The organism is Xanthobacter lutulentifluminis (genome assembly GCF_043194675.2).
Taxonomy (GTDB): Bacteria; Pseudomonadota; Alphaproteobacteria; order Rhizobiales; family Xanthobacteraceae; genus Xanthobacter.
Genome location: NZ_CM195525.1, coordinates 4,396,992 through 4,417,276, shown reverse-complemented (window position 1 = coordinate 4,417,276; position 20,285 = coordinate 4,396,992). Strand labels below are relative to the sequence as shown.

Below are 20,285 nucleotides of genomic sequence, written 5' to 3'. Positions count from 1 at the left end.
ACCTCTCTCTCAGGCCGCGCGGGAAGCGGCCGCAGGGTGGGCCAGGCTGGCCCCGGCGGGCGCGATGGCGGCCGACCTGACGCCCATCATCCCGCCGAGCCGCAGCCGCAGCCGCTCGGCCACATCGGTGGAGGCGGCGAAGACGATCTCGATGCCGAGCGCATCCTCGCCACCGGTGCAGACGATGCGCTCCGGCAGCACGTCGTGGACCACGAGCGGCTCCAGCAGGCGCATCATCAGGTTGACCTGGGGCTCCGCCTCCACCTGGAGGCAATGGCGCGGGCCGCAACGGTCGGTGACCGGCGGGACAACGGAAGCATGGGACATGGAAAAGTTCCGGACGAAGCGCGGCTGGGCCGCCTGCGGAGCGACGGGGTTGGGCCCCGGAAGTGGTCGCGCCCGCCGCAAAGGCCGGCCGGCGCGTCAGGTCACCCGGCCGACAGGGTCGACCGGGCGGGGAAGTCGCCGCGGGGCCGGAATAATCGACGGCCGTGCTGGTCCGAAACGAAACATGGGGGGAAACCTAGGCTGGTGTCCGGGGGCCGTCAACCGGCGCATTAATCGTTTAGAGCGGGCAAGGCTGCACCCGCTTCGATCCCGTCGGGGCAGGTCGCACCCCACCGGCCACGGCCCCGGATGACCGCGACGGCGCGCCCCAAACGAAAACGGCCGGGCATCGCGCCCGGCCGTCACCTAACGGGGAAACGGGGCGATCAGCCCTCGTCGTCGTCGGTGTGCTCGGGCGGCACGAGGCCCTGAAGGCCGGCAAGAAGCTCCTCTTCCGTCATGCGGTCGAGCATCACGTCGCTGTCGTCGCCACTGCCCGATTCGCCGGAAGCGATGAGCGGCACGGCCTCGGGCTCGGGCTCGTCCACCTCGGTGTACTTCTGGAGCGAGTGGATGAGGTCTTCCTTCAGATCCTCGGGGCTCACCGTCTCGTCCGCGATCTCGCGCAGGGCGACGACGGGGTTCTTGTCGTTGTCGCGATCGATGGTGATCTGCTGGCCGGACGAGATCATGCGCGCCCGGTGGGCGGCGAGCAGGACCAGCTCGAACCGGTTATCCACCTTGTCGATGCAATCTTCTACCGTGACACGGGCCATGGGCTCGTCACTCCCTCATGCGCAGCAGCGCACATATCTAGGCCTGGGAAGAGCGGGTGGATACAGCAATTCCCGCCATGGGGCAAGCCCGCGCCGCCTTTTTCGCTTGATTTGGAATTGCCTTCGTCGGAGAAAGGCGGCTGGATGACGTGGTTTGCAGCCTTATCCCTTTGCCCATACCCTTCCATCGGCGGACCTTTGTATGCAGGGCCTGGAAAAGATCGCTCTTCTGATTGATGGCGCCAATCTGTACTCAGCAACCAAAGCGCTCGGCTTCGACATCGACTACAAGCGGCTCCTGAAGGAGTTCCAGAGCCGGGGCTATCTGCTGCGGGCGTTCTACTACACCACCCTGATCGAGGATCAGGAATACTCTTCCATCCGCCCGCTGCTCGACTGGCTGGACTACAACGGCTACTCGGTCGTCACCAAGCTCGCGCGCGAGTTCACCGACGCGCAGGGCCGGCGCCGCGTGCGCGGCAACATGGACATCGAGATCGCCGTGGACGCCATGGAGCTCGCCGAGCACGTGGACCACATCGTGCTCTTCTCCGGCGACGGCGACTTCCGCTCGCTGGTGGAGGCGCTGCAGCGCCGGGGCGTGCGGGTGTCCGTGGTCTCCACCATCTCCACCCAGCCGCCGCTGATCGCCGACGACCTGCGCCGGCAGGCGGACGTCTTCATCGACCTGGTGGAGCTCCAGCCCAAGATCGGCCGCGACCCCTCCGAGCGGCAGGGCCGCATGCAGGAGACGCCGCGCTTCCTGGAGCGGCGCAACGCCGCCGCGGCCACAGCCTCCGATCCCGAGACCTGACGCTCCATGGCCCGCCCCATGGCCACGGCGTCCGCCGGGGCGCGCGCGACGTTGCCCGCGACCGAGCCGCCGCGCGACTGCCCGCTGTGCCCGCGCCTCGCCGAGTTCCGCACCGAATGGCGGGCCGCCGAGCCGGGCTGGCACAACGCGCCGGTGCCGGCCTTCGGACCGCAGGATGCGCGCCTGCTCATCGTCGGCCTCGCCCCGGGCCTGCGCGGCGCCAACCGCACCGGTCGGCCGTTCACCGGCGACTATGCCGGCGACCTGCTCTATTCCACGCTGATCCAGTACGGCTTCGCCACCGGCACTTATGCCGCCCATCCCGAGGACGGGCTGGCGCTCACCGACGCGCGCATCATCAATGCCGTGCGCTGCGTGCCGCCGCAGAACAAGCCGACGCCGCAGGAGATCCGCACCTGCCGCCCGTTCCTGAAGGCGCCCATGGAGGCCATGCCGCGCCTCAAGGCCATCGTGACGCTGGGCAAGATCGCCCATGATTCCACGCTGGCGGCGCTGGGCGAGAAGGCCTCTCGGCTGAAGTTCGGCCACGGCGCCACGGACACTATCGGGCAGGTGCGCCTGTTCGCCTCCTACCACTGCTCCCGCTACAACACGAACACCGGCGTCCTGACGCCGCAGATGTTCCACTCCGTGTTCTCTGCCGTGCGCGCCTATCTCGACGCCGCCTGAGCGCGCCCGCCGCCGCGCAGGCTCAGTCCTGCGCGCGCTTGGTGGCAAGGTGCGCCAGCACGTCCGCCGCGTTCCGGTCGGGCGGGAAGACGGGATAGAAGACGTGGGAAATGGCGCCGTCCTCGATGATGAGGGTGATGCGCTTCAGGAGCACTTGGCCCTCCACCTCGAAGGTCGGCAGCCGGATGGCATGGGTCAGCTCATGCCGATGGTCCGACAGCAGCGGGAACGGCAGGTGCAGCCGTTCGGCCACCTCGCTCTGGAAGGGCGTGTCCTGGAGCGACAGGCCGAACACATGCTCCGCGCCGGCCGCCCTCAGGTCCGCGAAATGGTCGCGGAAGGCGCAGGACTGGGGCGTGCAGCCGCGCGCGCCGGGGATCTCGTCCCAGCCCGTCGGCAGCGGCTCGCCCGGCACGCCCGTGCGGGGATAGGCATAGACCACGGCGAGGCCGGACAGCGAGGAGAGGTCGACGGTGCGCCCGTCGGTCGCCGGCAGGTGGATGATGGGCAGCTCCAGCCCCGGCAGGTGGTCGGCGTGCCCGTCATCCTCGGGTACAGGCAGGCCCTCGGGCAGGCTGTTGTAGGTGGTCATGGCCGTTCCCCGTTCCGCGTGAGTTGAGTTGCGTCGTGCGGGCTCCGCGCGGCGTGCAGCCGGCCGGCTCAGCCCCGCTCGCGCATCAGGCGCGCCTTGTCGCGGGCCCAGTCGCGCTCCTTGCTGGCCTCGCGCTTGTCGTGGGCCTTGCGGCCGCGCGCCACGGCGAGCTCCACCTTGGCGCGGCCGCGATCGTTGAAATAGATCTTCAGCGCCACCACCGTCATGCCCTCGCGCTCCACCGCCTGGCCCAGCTTGGCGATCTGGCGCTTGTGCAGCAGCAGCTTGCGGGGCCGCCGGGTCTCGTGATTGAAGCGGTTCGCCTCCAGGTACTCGGGGATGTAGGCGTTGTAGAGCCACATCTCCCCGTCCTTCTGGGCGGCATAGCTCTCGCCGATGGTGGCCTTGCCGCCGCGCAGGCTCTTCACCTCGGTGCCGGTGAGGGAGATGCCCGCCTCCAGCGTCTCGCCGATCTCATAGTCGAAGCGCGCGCGCCGGTTGTCGGCGGCGATCTTGCGGGGGGCGTCTTTGTTCTTGTCGCTCATGATGGGGCAAACATGGTCGCGCGCCGCCGGGCAGGCAAGCGGAAGGGGCTCACCGCCCGCTCCGCCCCCTGCCGCGGACGCGAGGCCATCAGTTGATGAGGCCGGCGTGCACCATGGCGCTCTTCACCACCGCGCGGGTGGATTCGGAGACGGGCACCATGGGCAGGCGCGCCTCCTCGCTCATCTTGCCGAGCACGGAGAGCGCATACTTGGTGGGCGAGGGATTGGTCTCCACGAACAGCGCCGTATGCAGCGGCATCAGCTTGTCCTGGATGGCGAGGGCCGCGGCGAAGTCGCCGGCGAGGCAGGCGTTCTGGAAGTCGGCGCACAGGCGCGGCGCGACGTTCGAGGCCACCGAGATGCAGCCATGGCCGCCGTGGGCCATGAAGCCGAGGGCGGTGGCGTCCTCGCCCGAGAGCTGGATGAAGTCCGGCCCCAGCACCTGCCGCTGCAGCGAGACGCGGGCGAGGTTGGCGGTGGCGTCCTTCACGCCGGCGATGTTCGGCAGCTCGAACAGGCGCGCCATGGTCTCCACCGACATGTCGATCACCGAGCGGCTCGGGATGTTGTAGATGAAGATGGGCAGGTCCACCGCGTCGGCGATGGCCTTGAAATGGCGGAAGAGCCCTTCCTGGGTGGGCTTGTTGTAATAGGGCGTCACCACCAGCAGCGCGTCGGCGCCCACCTTCTGGGCATGCTGGGCGAGGGCCACCGCCTCCGAGGTGTTGTTGGACCCGGCGCCGGCGATCACCGGCACACGGCCGCCGGACTGCTCGACGGTCCACTCCACCACGCGGTTGTGCTCGTCGTGGGACAGGGTCGGGCTCTCGCCGGTGGTGCCGACGGGGACGAGGCCGTGGGTGCCCTCGGCGATCTGCCAGTCCACGAAGGCGCGGAACGCCTTCTCATCCAGCGCGCCGTCGCGGAACGGGGTGACGAGGGCGGTAAAGGAGCCGCGGAAGCGCGAGAGAGACGGGATGGGCGACATGGGCGAACGCCTTGGGTTCCTGGAGCTTGGTCGATTGGCCGGCGACGCCTGCGCGGACGGCTGACGCCCCGGCGCCGCGCCGGCTCGGGTGAGCGGCGGGTGCGGGCCTTGACCCTTATCCTTTTGCCGCCCGCCCGGAAAGGGGGCACGCGCCGGAAGCCGCTCGGCGGTGGCGGCAAACCGAAGCCGCATCGCCCGGCGGGCTTCCCGCCCATCGAAGTCGGGCTGGCGGAGGTGCGCGGGGATGGAGAGGAGGCACCGGGGTGAGGCGAAACGCCGAATGCAACCAACGCTGCGGCAGGGGCCCCGGTTTCGCCCTCTTTCCGCGATCAATCTGGTTAGGGTTTCGTCAACACGGCTGGCCGAACATGGCCAAGGGGGAGCCGCTCAAGACCGAACGCGCCGCGAGGACATTCCATGTCGCCAGTTTCGAGCCTGATTTCCGTGAGCGCGCTGGCGCTCGCCCTTGCGTGGAGCGGGGCGATGCCGGCTGCGGCGGAAACCGCGCCGACCCCGGCCGCCAAGCCCGCCGCCGCCAAGGACGCGAAAGCCTCCAAGGACACCAAGTCCACAAAGGACTCCAAGAGCACCGATTCCAAGTCCGCGAAGGACACCAAGGCGGCCAAGGACGCCAAGGACGCCAAGTCCAGCCACGATTCCAAGTCCACCGCGAAGCCGGCCGCCGCCAAGGGCGGTGATTCCAAGTCCGCGAAGGATGCCAAGTCCGGCGCGGCCAAGTCCGGCACGGCCAAGTCGGCTGCGAAGACGGCACCCGCGCGCGCGCCTGCCGCCCCGGCCCAGCCTGCGCCGCCGCTGGGCGCGTCTTCCAACATCCCCGGCAGCGACCTCGCCGCGCTCCGCGTCGCGGTGACGGCGGCCAAGAACGGACGCGCCGGCGAGGCCATGAGCGCCGCGCAGCAACTGGATGACCCGGTGGCGCGCTCTCTGGTGACGTGGCTCGTCATCCGCCACGCGCCGAACGATCTGGGCTTCGACGCCATCAACCAGTTCCTGAAGGAAAAGCCCGGCTGGCCGACGCAGAACACCCTGCGCCGGCGTGCCGAGCGCGTCCTGTTCCAGGAGAACCGCGACCCCGCCAAGGCGCGCGAGTTCTTCGCCGAGCAGCCGCCCCTGTCGGGCGAGGGCAAGGTGGCGCTCGCCCGTTACCTGGTCTCGGTGGGCAACCGCTCGGATGCCGCCGACTGGGTGCGCGAGGCCTATCGCGAGGATGAGCTGAACGAGCTGTTCGAGGAGCGGATCCTCTCCGAGTTCGGCTCTGTGCTCACCCGCGCCGACCACAAGCTGCGCGCCGACCGCTTCAGCTACAAGCCCGACCCCGAGCGCGCCCTGCGCGCCGCGGCGCGGGCCGGCTCGGACATCGTCGCGCTCACCAAGGCGCGCATGGCCATCGCCAAGAAGGAGCCGAACGGCGACAAGCTGCTGGCCCAGGTGCCGTTCACCCTTGCCAACGATCCCGCCTATCTGTTCGCCAAGTCCCAGCTCGCCCGCCGCGCCGACAAGCCGCAGGAAGCCGCGCGGGCTCTGCTCGCCGGCTCCACCTCCGACATGGTGCGCGCCGATCCGGACGAATGGTGGATCGAGCGGCGCCTCGTCGCCCGCGAGCTGATCGAGGCGGGCGACCCGCAGGCCGCCTACAAGGTGGCCGCCACCGGCGTGCCGCCGAAGGCCGACAACTACCGCGCCGAACAGCACTTCACCGCCGGCTGGATCGCCCTCACCTTCCTGAAGGACCCGCGCACGGCAGCCCAGCACTTCGCCAAGATCGACGACGACCAGAAGCACCCGATCACGCTCTCGCGCGCCTACTACTGGCAGGCCCGCGCCGCGGAGGCCATGGGCGACCGCGGCCGCGCCAATGCCGGCTACGAGGCGGCATCACGCTTCCCTGCCACCTATTACGGGCAGCTGTCGCGCACCAAGCTCGGCATGGCGCCGGTGGCGCTGCGCGGCACGCCGGGCGGCTCGTTCGACACCCGCGGCAACTTCAACCGGCTGGAGCCGGTCAAAGCCATCAAGATGCTGTACGCCATCGGCGATCGGGACACGCCGCTGACCATCTATTACGACCTCGCCTGGCGCATGGAGGATTCGGCCCAGCTCGCCATGCTGGCCAACCTCGCAGAGAGCGCCGGCGATGCGCGCGGCGCGCTGGTGGTGGGCAAGGAGAGCCTCGCCGAGGGCCATCCGCTCGAGGCCGAGGCGTTCCCCACCTTCGGCCTGCCCACCTACACGCCCATCGGCAATCCGGTGGACAAGGCGTCCATCTATGCGGTCGCGCGGCAGGAGAGCCTGTTCAACGCCCGCACGCTTTCCAGCGCCAAGGCCATGGGCCTGATGCAGGTGACCCCGGCCGCCGGCCGCGAGGTCTCCAAGAAGACCGGTGCGCCCTACAACGAGCAGCGCCTGATGAGCGACCAGTCGTACAATGTCCAGTTCGGCGCCGCCGAGTTGGGCGAGCTGGTGGAGAACTACAACGGCAATTACGTGCTGGTGTTCGCGGCCTACAATGCCGGTCGCGGCAGCGTCGCCAAGTGGATCCAGCGGTTCGGCGACCCGCGCGATCCGGACGTGGACGTGGTGAACTGGGTGGAATCCATCCCCTTCTCCGAGACCCGCAACTATGTCCAGCGGGTGATGGAGAACTACCAAGTCTACAAGCTGCGCTTCAACATCCCCACCAAGCTCCAGATGGAAGCGGACCTGCGCGGCGGGCGCTGAGCCCGCGTCACTGGGCACCGACGACGGTGGCCGGCGATGCTGGCCGCCCCGGCCCGTCCGCCCGGCACGCCACCCCAAGGATCAGGCCCGGCAGGTCGATGTTCCGGCGGGCGGCGGCGCCCACTGTTCCGCTCCACCCATCCCACCGCTTCCCGCACAGGATGCGGCTCGCCCGCCGCGCCTGCGGCCGTGAGAGGCTCGCGGGGCGTTAGAGGGATCTCACGGCTCCTGCCGCCGCTTGTGGCCATTGTCGGGAGGCGGATCGCCGGCGGTGAGGGCACGCGCCTGCGCGGTCCACTTCTCCCGCTCGATCCGCCCGGGGAAGGCCAGATAGCTGCCGACCCATGCCGCCTCGTCCGGGGTCCAGGCCGCGATCTGGCGGAAATGGAAGATGCCGAGGGCGTTCAGCCGCCGCTCGTTCTGCGGGCCGATGCCCTTGAGCAGCTTCAGGTCGTCGGCGCTTTCGCCCTCAGGCGCCTCCAGCGTGGGCGGGCGACGGCCGGGATGGCCGTCGGGCCCCTTCTCCCGCGGCGGGACCGGCGGTGGCGCGGGCGGACGGGTCTCCGGCTCGCGCTCGCGCGGGGCGAGCGCCACGAGACCGTTGGTGAGGCCGAGGCGCGTGAACAGATCCGGCTCCTCGGCCCGCGCCGGAGCAGGCGAAGATGGTGACGCCGGCTGCGGACGCGGCGGGGCGGCGCGCGGAGGCTCGGGCGGGCGGTAGGCCGGCGGCACCGGCACCCGGCTCAGTCCCGAGCCGGACTCGCGCGCCGGGGGTGCCGGGCGCGGCCAGGGTGCCACGCCGGACAGGCCGTCCCCCTCCGCCTGCACCAGCCGGGCGATCCGCTCTGCGTCCACCTCCCGCGGGGGCCGGCGCTGCGCCAGCCAGTAGCCGGCGGCAATGCCGAGCATGAAGGCAATGGCCAGCAGCAGCAGGACCTGGAGATCGAATGCGGTCATGCGCGCCTCCCCGGGCACTGGCGTCCCAGCGCGTAGCCTGTGGCGAGGCCGATGGCCAGCGCCGCCAGAAGATGCGGCCACAAGGCGAGAGCCAGGTAGATCATGGCGCGCGCTCCTTCACCTCGATCTCGATGCGGCGGTTGAGAGCCCGCCCCGCTTCCGTGTCGTTTGGAGCGAGAGGCCGGCCTGCGCCCTGCCCCGCTGCGCTCAGGCGATCCGAGCCTATGCCGGACTCCACGAGATATGCCAGCACTGCGTTGGCCCGCGCCTCAGACAGGCGCTGGTTGAGCTCGCCGTCACCCACGCCATCGGTATGGCCCAGAACGCGCACCAGCGTGGCCGGGCACCGCTTCAGCGCCACCGCCAGCCGGTCGAGCAGGCCGCGGCTGCTGCGGTCGATCTCGGCGCTGCCGGTGGCGAATCGCACCGTGCCCCGCCCGAGCAGGTCGCCCACCAGCCGGCCGCAGGCAGCGGTGTCGAGCGGCGCGGCCACCGGCGCCATCTCCAGCGCGGTCTCGACCGTGAACGGCGCGTGGACGGCCCGTTTCAGCTCGCCCTCCACCTCCACGGCGGCGGCCGGCGTCAGCACCCGTCCCGACAGCCGCATCTGGGCGTCGGCGATGCTCAGCTCGCCGGCGCCCATGCGGGACAGCTGCGCCAGGCCCGCCAGCACCGCCCGCAGGAACCCGTCCGGCGCGCCGCCGCCCACGGAGGAGACGTCGTTGACCTTCTCCCGGAGGAAGTCGCGCTCCAGCGCGGCGCGGATCGCCGCATGCACGGCAAGGTCCGGGTAGAAGCCGGAGACGGTGAGCTCGTCGCCCTCGCGCCGCACCGAGAAGACATAGGGCGAGATGGCGGGCGGCTCCACCCCATCCGCCACCACGCTCACGCCGGCCGGAGGGGTGCGCGCGGCCTGCATGATGGAGGCATAGGCGGCCGAATCCACCGCCTCGCCGGCCAGCGCCACCTGGGCGCCGGTCACCTCGGCCGAGCCGGTCATGAGCTTGCCCAGCTGGGCGACGGCGAAGCTGGCGGCGCTCGCCCACACCTCCGGCGCAGGTCCGCCTGAGGCGAGCTGCATATCGTCGCTGACCTGGACGCCGGGAAACGCCGCGCGGGCGGCATCCACCAGCAGCCGACGCGCCTCCTCCGACGGCGCGTAGCCGGCGAGGCGCACCGCCTGCGCGAGGCGCTCGATGCGCCAGATGAAGGGCGCGGCGCGCGGCGGCTCCACGGCGAAGCGGATGATCTGGAAGCCTTCCGGCGGCGCGCGGCGCGCGGCCAGCAACTGGTCGAATGCGGTGAAGCTCGGCGCCAGCCCCTCCACGGCGAGCGTGCTGTCCGAGATCGTCACGCGGCCCTCCGGCAGTTGCGCCAACACCTGCCCGGCAAAGCGCACCGCCTTCAGCCACAGCTCAAGGCTCGGCGCGCCATCGGCGAGCCGGGTGTCGTCCTTCACGCCGATGCCCGGCACCGCGGCCGAAAGCGCCGCCGCCACATCGGCGCGCGCTTCCGCGGACGGGATGAAGCCGGTGAGGCGCAGCACCGCGCCATCGCGCTCTGCGGACCACACGAACGGCGCGGCGACCGGCGGCCGCACCGCGAAGCGGGCCAGCACCATGCCGTCGGGCAGCGGCCCGTGCATGATGCGGGCAAGCGCGTCATAGCTCGCGAGATCGCGGGCGCGCCCCTCGATGCCGATGGCGCCATCGGACAGGGTGATGCGGCCGGACGGCAGCTTCTTCAGCTGGCCAAGGCCGAAGATGACCAAGGCGCCGAAATCCCCGGGCGGCGCCCCGCGGGCCCGCACCAGCCGGTCTTGCCCCGTCACCTGGTAGCCGCCCTCGCGCGCGGCCGCGACGATGCGGAACAGGGCATCGGCCGAGGGCACGTAGCCATCGAGGGCGATGGTGCGGCCGTCCTTCACCGCGCTGAAGGTGAAGGGCCGTCGCTCCGGCAGGAGCGTGGTGCGATCGCGCACCACCCGCACGCCGAACAGGGATTGCAGCGAGGCGCGGACCTTGTCGCGGGCCTCCTGGGCCAGCGACTCTCCCTCCAGCGTGGCGTCGCGGCCCTCGAACCGTGCCGAGGCCCAGGATTCGCCGGTGCGAGCCAGAACGTCGGCCGCCGCCCGCTGCAGATCGGCCTCGATGGGCCGGCGCGCGGTGGACACGGTGTAGGCATACAGCAGCCCGAACGCGGTCAGCCCCAGGACCAGCGTCCACGCCCTGCGCCAGCGCCTCCTGCCACCTGTGTCCCGCCCGTCGCCGTGCCGGTCCGCCGCCATCCGCTAGCCTCTCCCGATCCGGCGCCGCCGCGGCATGCGCCGCCCGCAAGGGGCCGACGCGGCCACGCGCCTTGCCCGGCCAGCCGGACCGCACGGCACACTGTGCCGCCGGATCCGACGCCGGACGGACGCCACCCGTCCCGCACCACGGGCGCGAACGCCAGCGGCGCGGGAGGGGGAGTTCAGCACACTTCGCCGACACTCCGGAAGCCCGCGCGTGCGGATCGCCGGTAGCGGGAAGCGCAGCCGCGGATCAGAAATCGCGCGAGACGAACAACAGCACGCGATCGGCGTTCACCGAGGCGGTCGCAGGCGCGAACGCCGCCGGGAAATAGTCCGAGGCGCTGTTGTAGGTGTGGTCGTACTGCAGGGCGATGCTCAGGTGCTTCACCGGCGCGAACGCCACGTAGCCGCCCACGTTGTAGTTGGTGCCGCCCGAAGCGCCGTAGAACAGCTGGGCAGCCGCATTGTTGAAATCATACGCCGCATAGCCGCCGAACACGGCCGAGCTCCACTTCTCGTTCCAGTTGTGCAGGAGCGAGGCGGTGGCGTTCCAGCCGGTGACGCGGCTGACGCCGAACGGATTGAGGAATGCATCCGGCGGCGTGTAGGCGCCCGAGGGATCCTGCAGGCCGAGATAGGAGACGGCGCCGTCGGCATAGGCGGTCTGGAGGTAGAGCGTGTCCCCCTCGCCCAGCATGGGCAGGTTGAACATCACGCCCGCCTGCACCGCGAAGCCCCATCCGCCCTCGGTCACCGCCAGCGGCGCCAGCAGCGACAGCGCGTTCACCTGGTGCAGCGCGCCGGAGAGCTGGGCCGAGCCCCACTCGCCCTCATATTTCAGGTTGGCGACGATCTCCGGCCAGCTCTGCCCCGCCTGGAAATCGTCGGTGGAGAAGGTGGCGGGGTCCGAGGCGAAGATGCCGCCCCTGCGGTCGGAGGCATCCTCGAACGACACGGTCGCGCTGAGGCCCTTGGTGAACTCGTAGGTGTAGGCGATCAGGTTGATGCGCGTGTCGTCGCCGATGGTCGCCGGGTCCGTGCCGAGCACGTTCGCGTTGGCGTAGAAGTCGAAGAAGGATTGCGCATGGCCGACGGTGAAGCCGGCGAACTGGACGTAGATGTTCCAGACCTCGAGCTCGCTGCCGGTGGGGCCGTTCGACCACGGATCGGCGGTGCGCCAGCGGAACCGCGTCTCGATATAGGACCTCAGGGTGCCGTATTCCGTCTCGGTCCGGGCGTCGAGGATGAGGCCGGCGGTGGCGACGGAATAGGTCTTGTCGTTCTGCAGCGGGTAGTCGGTGTAGGTGTTGTAATAGCCTTCCGCCCAGGCATACCCGCCGATACGGACGCAGGTGTCGGTGCCGGGAATGTAGTAGAAGCCATCCCCCTGCGCGGTGCACGCGCGCACATAGGCATCCTTCGCCTTGGTGGCGAGGAGATCGGCGCCGAGCGCCCCGCTGGCAGGAAGGGCAAGGCCGGCGAACCCCGCCAGCGACGCGGCAGCAAGCGAACGCGCCGCGAGGCGAGACTGCAGGACAGGTGCGGAACGGCGCATGAGCATCCCCAATTGATATAATATATCTCTAACAGACCCACTCCAGAGGGGAAAGCCCATTTTACCTCTCCCCTCGTGTCGCATGGGGCCAGATGACCGGCTTCGCACCCCGCCTGGCCCGCCGTCTCAGGACTGTGTCAGCCCGCGCCGCCGGAACCCGACATCATCCGGCTCTCCCGTCGCGCCCATCCCGAGACACACATCCGGACTCGCTGAGTGCAAGATGCGCGGTCAACATGGCAAAGTTCACCACTGAATTAAATACCCGGATACACACTCTATTATTGTTCCAATTCAAGGTTTTGACTGCGGACATGGACCCGGGCATGGCGCAGACAAAGAAAAAGCCCCGGTGGTTTCCCACCGGGGCCTTTCCGAAGACCGTTGCCGAAGCAGCGATCAGAAGTTGCGCTGCACGCGGATGCCGCCCGACCAGATGTCGGCAGAGGTGCCGGACGAGAGGTCGAGGACCGGAGCGGTCGCAGTGCTGGTCTGCCAGTACTGGTTCGGGCTGGCCAGCTCAACCTTCGAGTACAGCACTTCGGCCGCGATATCGAGGTTCTTGACCGGAGACCAAACCGTGTTCACGCCGACCTGCCACATGTCCACATCGGTCGGAGCGTAGTAGACGCCGCCACGCGGGGAAGCGGTCACGCCCAGGCCGGGGTAGAAGGACGGGACGTCGACGCTGACGTAGCCGGCGTAGATCGCCGAACGCAGGCCGGGGGTCCAGTAGTGGCGGAACTGACCCTGCAGCGACCAGCCGGAGACCTTCTCCAGGGTGCCGAAGGGGCTCAGCAGGGCGTCGGCGAGAGGCGCATAGGCGCCGCTGCCCACGCCGAGGCCGGGAACGTAGGTGTTCAGCGGGCTCAGGGTGATGGTGCCGAGACCCTGCGAACGGCCCTGCGAGGTGCCGGACAGGCCGAGGTAGCTCAGGGCGCCGTCAGCATAGCCAGCCTGGACGAACACGGAGTCGCCAGCGGCCAGGAAGGGCGTCTTGATCTCGATGCCGCCGCCGATGGCCCAGCCCCAGGTGTCGGTCGAGCCGAGGATGCCGGGCAGGCCGAGGCCGGCGATGGCCGACACGTCAGCGGTGTTGACCTGGTGCAGGGCACCGGACAGCTGGGCAGAGCCCCAAGCCTGGTCAACGCGCAGGTTGGCGACGATATCGGGAGCCTGCTGGCCGCCGACAGCGTTGTAGTAGGTGGCGCCGGTCCAGGCGAGCTCGTTGGTCACGCCGGTGTAGGGCGCGCCGGGCGGGTTGCCGGGGGTGGAGCCGCCGATGGAGGCGAAGCCGTACTGCACGCCGGTCACGCGGTTGGCAGCGTCTTCCAGGGCCAGGGTGGCGGAGAAGCCGTTGCCGAACTGGGCGGTGTAGGCGGCCACGGTGGTCCACTGGTTGGAACCAGCGTACGGCGTGGTGAGCATGTAGTTCAGGCCCAGGTCGAAGAACGACTGGGTGTAACCGAACGTGAAGCCCGAGAACTGAATGAAGGCGCGCTCGAAGTAGAGGCCGTTGCCAGAGCCGGCGCCACCGGTGGTCTGCGAGTTCCACTCAGCGCCGAAACGCACGTAGGAACGCAGGGTGCCGTAGTCGGTCTGGGTGCGGGCGTCGAAGTCGATCGTGCCACGGACGCGGGTCAGGTAGTCCGGATCATCCGCATCGCGGAAGGGGTAACCCGAGTTCAGCGAACCGGGGCCGTTGAAGCCGGTGCCGGTCGGCGAGGAGATCATCGGGTTGAAGGTGCCGACCGCGTTCACATAGGTGTCGAAGCGGGCGTAGCCACCGATCTTGATGCAGGTATCGGTGCCAGGGATGTAGTAGTAGCCGGCGCCGTAAGCGGAGCAGACCTTAACGTATTCGACAGCCTTCGCCTTGACGGGAAGGTCGGCGGCCTGGGCCCCAGCCACCGCGACGAGACCCGCCGCGCTGCCGAGGAGAAGGCTCTTCACCATCTTCATCGTGACCTCCAAGTAAATTCCGAGGGAGCTCGTTCCGCTTCGCCGGTGCGGTCGCACCCCGAGGGGGTTCTTGCCCCAGTTTCCCATTCCGCGCCCAGGCCCCCCGGGCATGGAACGGGCGACCGGGGATGCCCCCCTTCGTCGCAAAGCCAACATACAAAAGGCCAATCCGCGATCAATCGGAACGGTACCGTTTGCGTCACTCCGGGGCCGCTTTTCCGCCGGGTGTTGCAGGAATGGCACGCTCGAAATGACCCACTGGAATACCGTTCAGGCCTCCTTTATCCGGCTCCGGCATCTCGACCCAACACCTTGAATCAGCAGCGTTTCATGCGCTCATTTGCCGACTGACCGAACGCTCGATTCCTGCCGCAGCGGCTACCGTTGGGGCACCTGCTCCAGACCCGGGTGGCGCTCGACCCATCGGGCCCTTCCGCGTGTCGCCGACCTGCCCCTTTTCGGGCTCCCGCGCGGCCGCCGGAACGACACAATCGTGCCGAAATCAAGCAGCCGCTTGGCCTGACGGGGATCGCCGACGGGATTCGCCCGGGCTGACGACCGATTGACCGCCACGACGCCGGATCCGGCCGCTCGGGCGGGGCCGACACGTCGCATTAGGGTTCTGCGGGGTCCAATCCACGAGGCGTGCTCGAATCGGAGGGGCTTTCCGGCGGCACCAGGAGGGTCTCTGGAGACGGCCGATTCCGCCGGCGGCGTCGCGTGCGCACGCGTATGCTCTTTGGGAAAATGCGCCTCTTGCACCGTCCCCCCGAAGAAGGCCCGGGAGACGCGCTGCCGCTGACCCAAAGTGGCAGCGTTGATCGATTGAAACTGAGGGAGTAATGGACCCTTTCCGTTGGGTCGCAGCGCATATGGGGCTGGCGCACGATGCACGCATTTAGCGAGATTTCTGGCGCAACCGCGCATCGATCGGCGATGGTCGGCAGCATTGATGCGTTCGACGGCCTGTGCGGCAGCGGGCGAATCCCGGCAGCCGGCGCGCCGCAGCAGTCGGCCCTGGAGGTTCGGATCGACAACCTGCCGGTCGCCGCGACCGTGACCGTCGCCAATGCACCGTCCGGCGATGCGGATCTGCAGGATGTCGCGTTCGAATTCACCCTCGTCGCCGCGGCCGATCTGCATGGCGCGCCGGTCCAGGTCTCCGTGCACCTCGCCGGAGACGACACGCCCCTCGCCTCCGGAACCTTTGCCGCCCCCGCCGCAGGCGTCGAGGCCGCGGCCGGTGCGGCCGAATGGCATGCCTTCATAGAAGGGCATGACGGCTCACGGGTCTGGGGCTGGGTGATGAAGGGCGGGCAGGTCGACCCGCAGACCGTCGACATTCTGGTGAACGATGCCCCGGCGGCGCTCGCGGTTCGCGCGGATGTCTACCGCAGCGATGTCCACGAGGCGGGATTCGGCAGCGGTTTCCATGGCTTCGTGGCCGAGATCGCCGATACCCCGTCGTTCGGCGGCGGATTGCTCACGGTGAGTCTCCGGGATCCGGCGGATGGCCGGGTCATCGCCACCCGAACATTCGGCGAAGCCCCCTGGCTGGCGGCCATCGACGCGCTGGAGGACCAGCGCCTCCACGGCTGGGCCGTGAAGCGCGGCGAGGCCGAGCCAGTCGCCATCGACATTGTGGTGAACGGGGAGCCGGTCGCCGTCGGCGTGCGCGCGAATCTGTTCCGCGGCGACCTGCTCGGCGCGGGCAGCGGGGCCGGCTTCCACGGCTTCGAGGTGCAGATTCCCCACACCCTGCGCGCCGAAGAGGCCCCGCTCGAGATCGTCCTGCGCGAGGCGACGACCGGCGAGGTGCTGACCGCGCGCACCTTCGCCCCCAAGCCCTGGCTCGCTTTCATCGAAGGGCTCGACGGCCGCCGCATCTGCGGCTGGGTCATGAAGGGCGGGGAGGTCGAGCCGCAGGCCATCGACATTCTGGTGAACGATGTCCCCGTGCTCGAGAATCTCCTCGCGAGCGAGTTCAGGCCGGACGTGTTCGCCGAGGGGTTCGGCACCGGGTGCTACGGCTTCGACGTGCGGATCGAGAGCATCCTCGACATCGCCGGAGACGAGGCCAGGGTCGCCATCCGCAGCGCTGCCGACGGGCGCATCCGGGCGGAGCGCGTCTTTCCGCACAATCCCTTCCGCCAGCAGTTCATCCACAAGATCGAGACCGCGGGCGATGCCCTCATCTCCGGCTGGTTCATCGACAAGAACTGGAGCGCGGGGCTGCACCGCGCCACGCTCTATCTCGACGACCTGCCGTATACGACCGTCGACAATGCGGCGCGCCGTCCCGACCTGAAGAAGATCGGGGCTGACGGCAGCTGCGGGGGGTTCACCCTCAAGAGCCCGCTCCGCTACATGGAGCCCGGCGAGCACCGGCTCGCGCTGCGCTTCCCGAATGGCATGCTGTCACGGGCCTTCAAGGTCCAGATCGACGCCCTGCCGCCGGTCCCGGAGTTCCATGAGGACGCCTACACGCGCAACGGCGTGACCATCGTCGTCCCGATCTACAACGCCGCGGACGACGTGGACGTCTGCATCCGCCGGCTGCTGGATCACACGCCCGCCACGGCGCGCATCCTGCTCATCGACGACTGCTCCACCGACCCGCGCATCTCCCGGATCCTCGGCGCGTGCCACGACACGCCGCAGATCCGCATCCTGCGCAACGCGGAGAACCTCGGCTTCACCCGCACCGTCAACCGCGGCATCGCGGAAGCCGGCCGGGACGACGTGATCCTGCTCAACTCCGACGCGCGGGTCACGCCCGGCTGGCTGGAAAGCATGGTCATGGCCGCCTGCTCGCGGCCGCGGGTCGCCACCGTCACGGCCATGTCCGACCGGGCCGGCGCCTTTTCCGCCCCGAACGCGGGCAACGACAACGCCCTGCCGGAGGGGATCGACGAGATCACCTTCGCCCGCGCCTTCCGGCGGCGCAGCCTCGGGCTCTATCCCCAGGTGCCCACCGGCAACGGCTTCTGCATGTTCGTCTCCCGCGCCTGCCTCGACAGCATCGGGCCGCTGGATGCCGAGGCCTTCCCGCGGGGCTATGGCGAGGAGAACGACTTCTGCATGCGCGCCCTGCGCGCTGGCTGGCGCAATCTCATCGATGATCGCACCTACGTCTTCCACGATCGCTCGAAGAGCTTCGGCGAGGCGAAGACGGAGCTGATGGCCGCGGGCCGCGCCGTGGTGGATGCGCGCTACCCGGAATACAAGAGCGCGATCCAGCTGTTCGGCACCTGCGAGAAGATCGCCTTGGCGCGCCATCAGGCGCGGCTGGCGCTGCGGGATTGCCTTCAGGGCCGCGCGCCGCTGCCGCGCGTCCTGTTCGTGGTCTCGACCTCCACCGGCGGCACCCCGCAGACCAACCGCGACCTCATGGAGGCGCTCGCGGACGCCGTGGACGGCTGGGTGCTGCGCTGCGACAGCCGGAAGCTGGAGCTCAGCCGCCTGTCCGGCGGCACGGTCGCGGTCGTCCGCACCCACGAGCTGGACGAGCCCGTCGACCCGACCTCCCACCGGTCCGGCGAATATGACGCCGTGGTGGGGGGCTGGCTGGCGCACTACGACTTCGACCTCGTGCACGTCCGGCACATCGCCTGGCACAGCCTCTCGCTGCCGCGCATCGCCCGCCTGCTGGGCAAGAAGGTGGTCTTCTCCTTCCACGATTTCTACACGCTCTCCCCCACCATCAAGCTGATCGACGACGAGGGGGTGTTCCTCGGCCCGACCTATCTTCCGGAGGGCTCGATCCATCGCGAGAGCCTGTGGCCGGCCGGGGCGCTGCCGACGCCGAGCGCGACCTGGCTGGACTTCTGGCGTCGCCGCTTCGAGGCCGAGCTGGCGCATTGCGATGCGTTCGTCACCACCTCGCACAGCGCGCGGGCGCTGATCCTCGACACATTGCCGACGGTCGCGGCGGATCGCTTCCACGTCATTCCGCACGGGCGCGATTTCGCGGAATTCTCCCGGGTGCGCCAGCTGCCGCGGCACGGCGCGCCGGTGCGCATCCTCGTGCCAGGGAACATCAATGCCGCCAAGGGGCTGGAAATCATCCTCGCCCTCGCCGAGCACGACAGGGCCGGCTGGCTGGAGTTCCATATTCTGGGTGGCGTGCATCTCGCCGGCCGCGTCCTCCCGGCGAGAGTAATTTCCCACGGCCGCTACGAGCGGGATCAGTTCCCGAAGAAGGTGGCAGCCATCCGGCCGCACGTGGGTGCGGTGTTCTCCATTTGGGACGAAACCTACTGCCACACCCTGACAGAGCTGTGGTCCGTGGGCCTGCCCGCCATAGTCTTCGACTTCCCGACGGTGGCCGGCCGCGTGCGGGAAACCGGCTGCGGTTGGGTTGTCGATCACCACGACATTGCTTCGCTCTATGGAGAGATCCTGCGTATCGCGTTCGATCCGCATGAGGAGCTGAAGGTCGACGCGGCCCTGCGCACATGGCAGACCGGCGCTGGCTTGGCGGGCACCACACGCACGATGGCCGCTGGCTATCTCGACATCTACCGCAACCTCCTGCAGCCGAAGCCCTTGGGGGAAACCGCCCCGTCCGAGCCGAAAACCCGCACGACGCCGCGCATCGCCGTTGTGTGTCCGAGCAGCGTGGACTTGCGGCACGGGACGGGCTCGACGGACACCCGCATCTGGGAACGGACCTTCAACTCGATCGCGCGCAACATCGACTTCATCCGGATGCGGCCGGATGGGCTGCTCGCGAGCCTGCGTGCCGGCACCATCGACGGCGCCATCATCCAGCGCACGGCCATCCCCCGCACGCTGGTCCCTGCCCTGCTGGACGCCTTCAGGGATTCCGGCCGGCCCTACCTGCTCGATCTCGACGACGACCTGCTGCACGTGCCGGAGCAGAAGGACCCGACCGGGACCTATGCGGACTACGCGCCGGCGCTCGAGCGCCTGATCGCGCAGGCGACGCGGGTGAGTGTCTCGACACCCCACCTCGCCGGACAGATGGCAATTCTGAACCCGCGCACGGTGCTGCTGCCCAATGCGCTGAGCGAGCGGCTGTGGCGCGCGCCCCCCCTGGAGCGGGTGCAGGACAACACCATCCGCGCGCTCTACATGGGCACGCGGACCCACCACGACGACCTCGGGCTGATCCTGCCCGCGCTCGATGCCGTGGCCGCCGAATGCCCGGAATTCCGCCTTACCCTCGTCGGCGTGACCGGCGACGACACCCTCGCCGAGACGCGGGGTGACTGGCTGAAGACGGTCCGGGTCCCCGCGGACCATCAGGATTACAGCGCGTTCGTGCCGTGGCTCCGCAACCAGGCGGCGAGCTGCGACTTCGCGCTCGCGCCGCTGGAGGACAGCGCCTTCAACGAGAGCAAGTCGAGCCTCAAGCTGATGGATTATGCGGGGCTGGGCCTGCCGGTGGTGGCCTCGGACGTCGCCATCTATCGCACCGATGCGCCGGGCGTGCGGCTGGTGGAGAACACCACCGAAGGCTGGATCGCCGGGCTGCGCGCGCAGATCGCGCTGGGGGCGGAGAACGCAGCGCTCGGCGCGGCCCAGCGCGACTGGGTGCTGGGCGGCCACATGCTCGGCGACACCCTCGGCGCCTTCGACGCGCTCCTGCTGGAGATGCTGACCGAAAGCGGCCGCCGCTGAGCCGCGCCCGGTTTCCGCGCCGCCGGTGATTCCCCCACCGTCGGCGCGAGGGTGCTGCTTCCCGAGGCCGACCGGACAAGGCCGACACCTGCGAACGCGCCGCCCCGCCGCACGCCCCCGCGCGCAAGCTGTCGCGCAACGCGGGCCGGCAAGGCGAAGTTTCTGAACAGGCAGGGCTGCGAAGGAAATGGCGGAGACGGAGTCCGCCATTCATTTTCGCTATGTACATGTTTTTGCTATTATTTTTCTTCATGAAAAATATTCTACCCCAACGATCACCCCAACGGGTGACGGGGCGTTCGGACTCTCCCCCGGAGGAGCGGCCGCAGTGAATCGCAGCACGGCATGCGCCACCTCCTGCCGCCTGCTTACCCCCTTTAGGTGGGCCATCTTGGCCCACTAAA

The 20,285-nt window shown here is 69.4% G+C and carries 13 protein-coding genes; 4 read left to right on the top strand and 9 right to left on the bottom strand.

Features of this window, described 5'->3' with window-relative positions; translation table 11 throughout:
- Window positions 1–9: 9 nt before the first annotated feature.
- Together V5F49_RS20405 and rpoZ are read right to left on the bottom strand one after the other, a co-directional pair.
- A complete protein-coding gene (locus tag V5F49_RS20405; protein ID WP_394115105.1) occupies window positions 10–327 on the bottom strand; it encodes a hypothetical protein in 318 nt (105 codons plus the stop codon).
- A gap of 386 nt (window positions 328–713) precedes the next feature.
- Complete coding sequence (gene rpoZ / locus V5F49_RS20400; RefSeq protein ID WP_394115104.1) at window positions 714–1,103, bottom strand: DNA-directed RNA polymerase subunit omega; 390 nt, start codon at window positions 1,101–1,103, stop codon at window positions 714–716.
- Window positions 1,104–1,305: 202 nt separating this feature from the next.
- Between rpoZ and V5F49_RS20395 the strand changes: the two genes are divergently transcribed.
- Together V5F49_RS20395 and V5F49_RS20390 are read left to right on the top strand one after the other, a co-directional pair.
- A complete protein-coding gene (locus V5F49_RS20395; RefSeq protein ID WP_394115103.1) occupies window positions 1,306–1,917 on the top strand; it encodes a LabA-like NYN domain-containing protein in 612 nt (203 codons plus the stop codon).
- 6 nt (window positions 1,918–1,923) lie between these two features.
- The gene (locus tag V5F49_RS20390) at window positions 1,924–2,607 is read left to right on the top strand and encodes a uracil-DNA glycosylase family protein (protein ID WP_509210718.1); all 684 of its coding nucleotides are present in this window, start codon (window positions 1,924–1,926) and stop codon (window positions 2,605–2,607) included.
- A gap of 22 nt (window positions 2,608–2,629) precedes the next feature.
- Here V5F49_RS20390 and V5F49_RS20385 read toward each other — a convergent pair whose 3' ends face one another.
- The 3 genes from V5F49_RS20385 to dapA all read right to left on the bottom strand — a co-directional run bounded on the left by V5F49_RS20385 (window position 2,630) and on the right by dapA (window position 4,732).
- Window positions 2,630–3,199 (bottom strand): peroxiredoxin, encoded by a 570-nt coding sequence (locus tag V5F49_RS20385; protein WP_394115101.1) that lies wholly within the window; start codon window positions 3,197–3,199, stop codon window positions 2,630–2,632.
- Between the two features lie 68 nt (window positions 3,200–3,267).
- The gene (smpB, locus tag V5F49_RS20380; RefSeq protein ID WP_394115100.1) at window positions 3,268–3,744 is read right to left on the bottom strand and encodes an SsrA-binding protein SmpB; all 477 of its coding nucleotides are present in this window, start codon (window positions 3,742–3,744) and stop codon (window positions 3,268–3,270) included.
- Window positions 3,745–3,832: 88 nt separating this feature from the next.
- Window positions 3,833–4,732, bottom strand: a complete 900-nt coding sequence (dapA, locus tag V5F49_RS20375; protein ID WP_394115099.1) for a 4-hydroxy-tetrahydrodipicolinate synthase — start codon at window positions 4,730–4,732, stop codon at window positions 3,833–3,835.
- Window positions 4,733–5,149: 417 nt separating this feature from the next.
- Between dapA and V5F49_RS20370 the strand changes: the two genes are divergently transcribed.
- A complete protein-coding gene (locus tag V5F49_RS20370; protein WP_394115098.1) occupies window positions 5,150–7,471 on the top strand; it encodes a transglycosylase SLT domain-containing protein in 2,322 nt (773 codons plus the stop codon).
- A gap of 219 nt (window positions 7,472–7,690) precedes the next feature.
- Here V5F49_RS20370 and V5F49_RS20365 read toward each other — a convergent pair whose 3' ends face one another.
- The 4 genes from V5F49_RS20365 to V5F49_RS20350 form a co-directional block, all read right to left on the bottom strand.
- A complete protein-coding gene (locus V5F49_RS20365) occupies window positions 7,691–8,428 on the bottom strand; it encodes a helix-hairpin-helix domain-containing protein (RefSeq protein WP_394115097.1) in 738 nt (245 codons plus the stop codon).
- Between the two features lie 100 nt (window positions 8,429–8,528).
- On the bottom strand, window positions 8,529–10,715 hold the full coding sequence (locus tag V5F49_RS20360; protein ID WP_394115096.1) for an OmpA family protein: 2,187 nt from the start codon (window positions 10,713–10,715) through the stop codon (window positions 8,529–8,531).
- 253 nt (window positions 10,716–10,968) lie between these two features.
- Entirely contained in the window at window positions 10,969–12,273 is a 1,305-nt protein-coding gene (locus V5F49_RS20355; RefSeq protein ID WP_394115095.1) for a porin, read from the bottom strand.
- A gap of 399 nt (window positions 12,274–12,672) precedes the next feature.
- Window positions 12,673–14,235: a porin gene (locus V5F49_RS20350; RefSeq protein ID WP_394115094.1), complete on the bottom strand. Its 1,563-nt coding sequence runs from the start codon at window positions 14,233–14,235 to the stop codon at window positions 12,673–12,675.
- Window positions 14,236–15,171: 936 nt separating this feature from the next.
- On the opposite strand from V5F49_RS20350, the gene V5F49_RS20345 reads away from it, so the two are divergent.
- Window positions 15,172–19,881: a glycosyltransferase gene (locus V5F49_RS20345; RefSeq protein WP_394115093.1), complete on the top strand. Its 4,710-nt coding sequence runs from the start codon at window positions 15,172–15,174 to the stop codon at window positions 19,879–19,881.
- The last annotated feature ends 404 nt before the right edge of the window (window positions 19,882–20,285 follow it).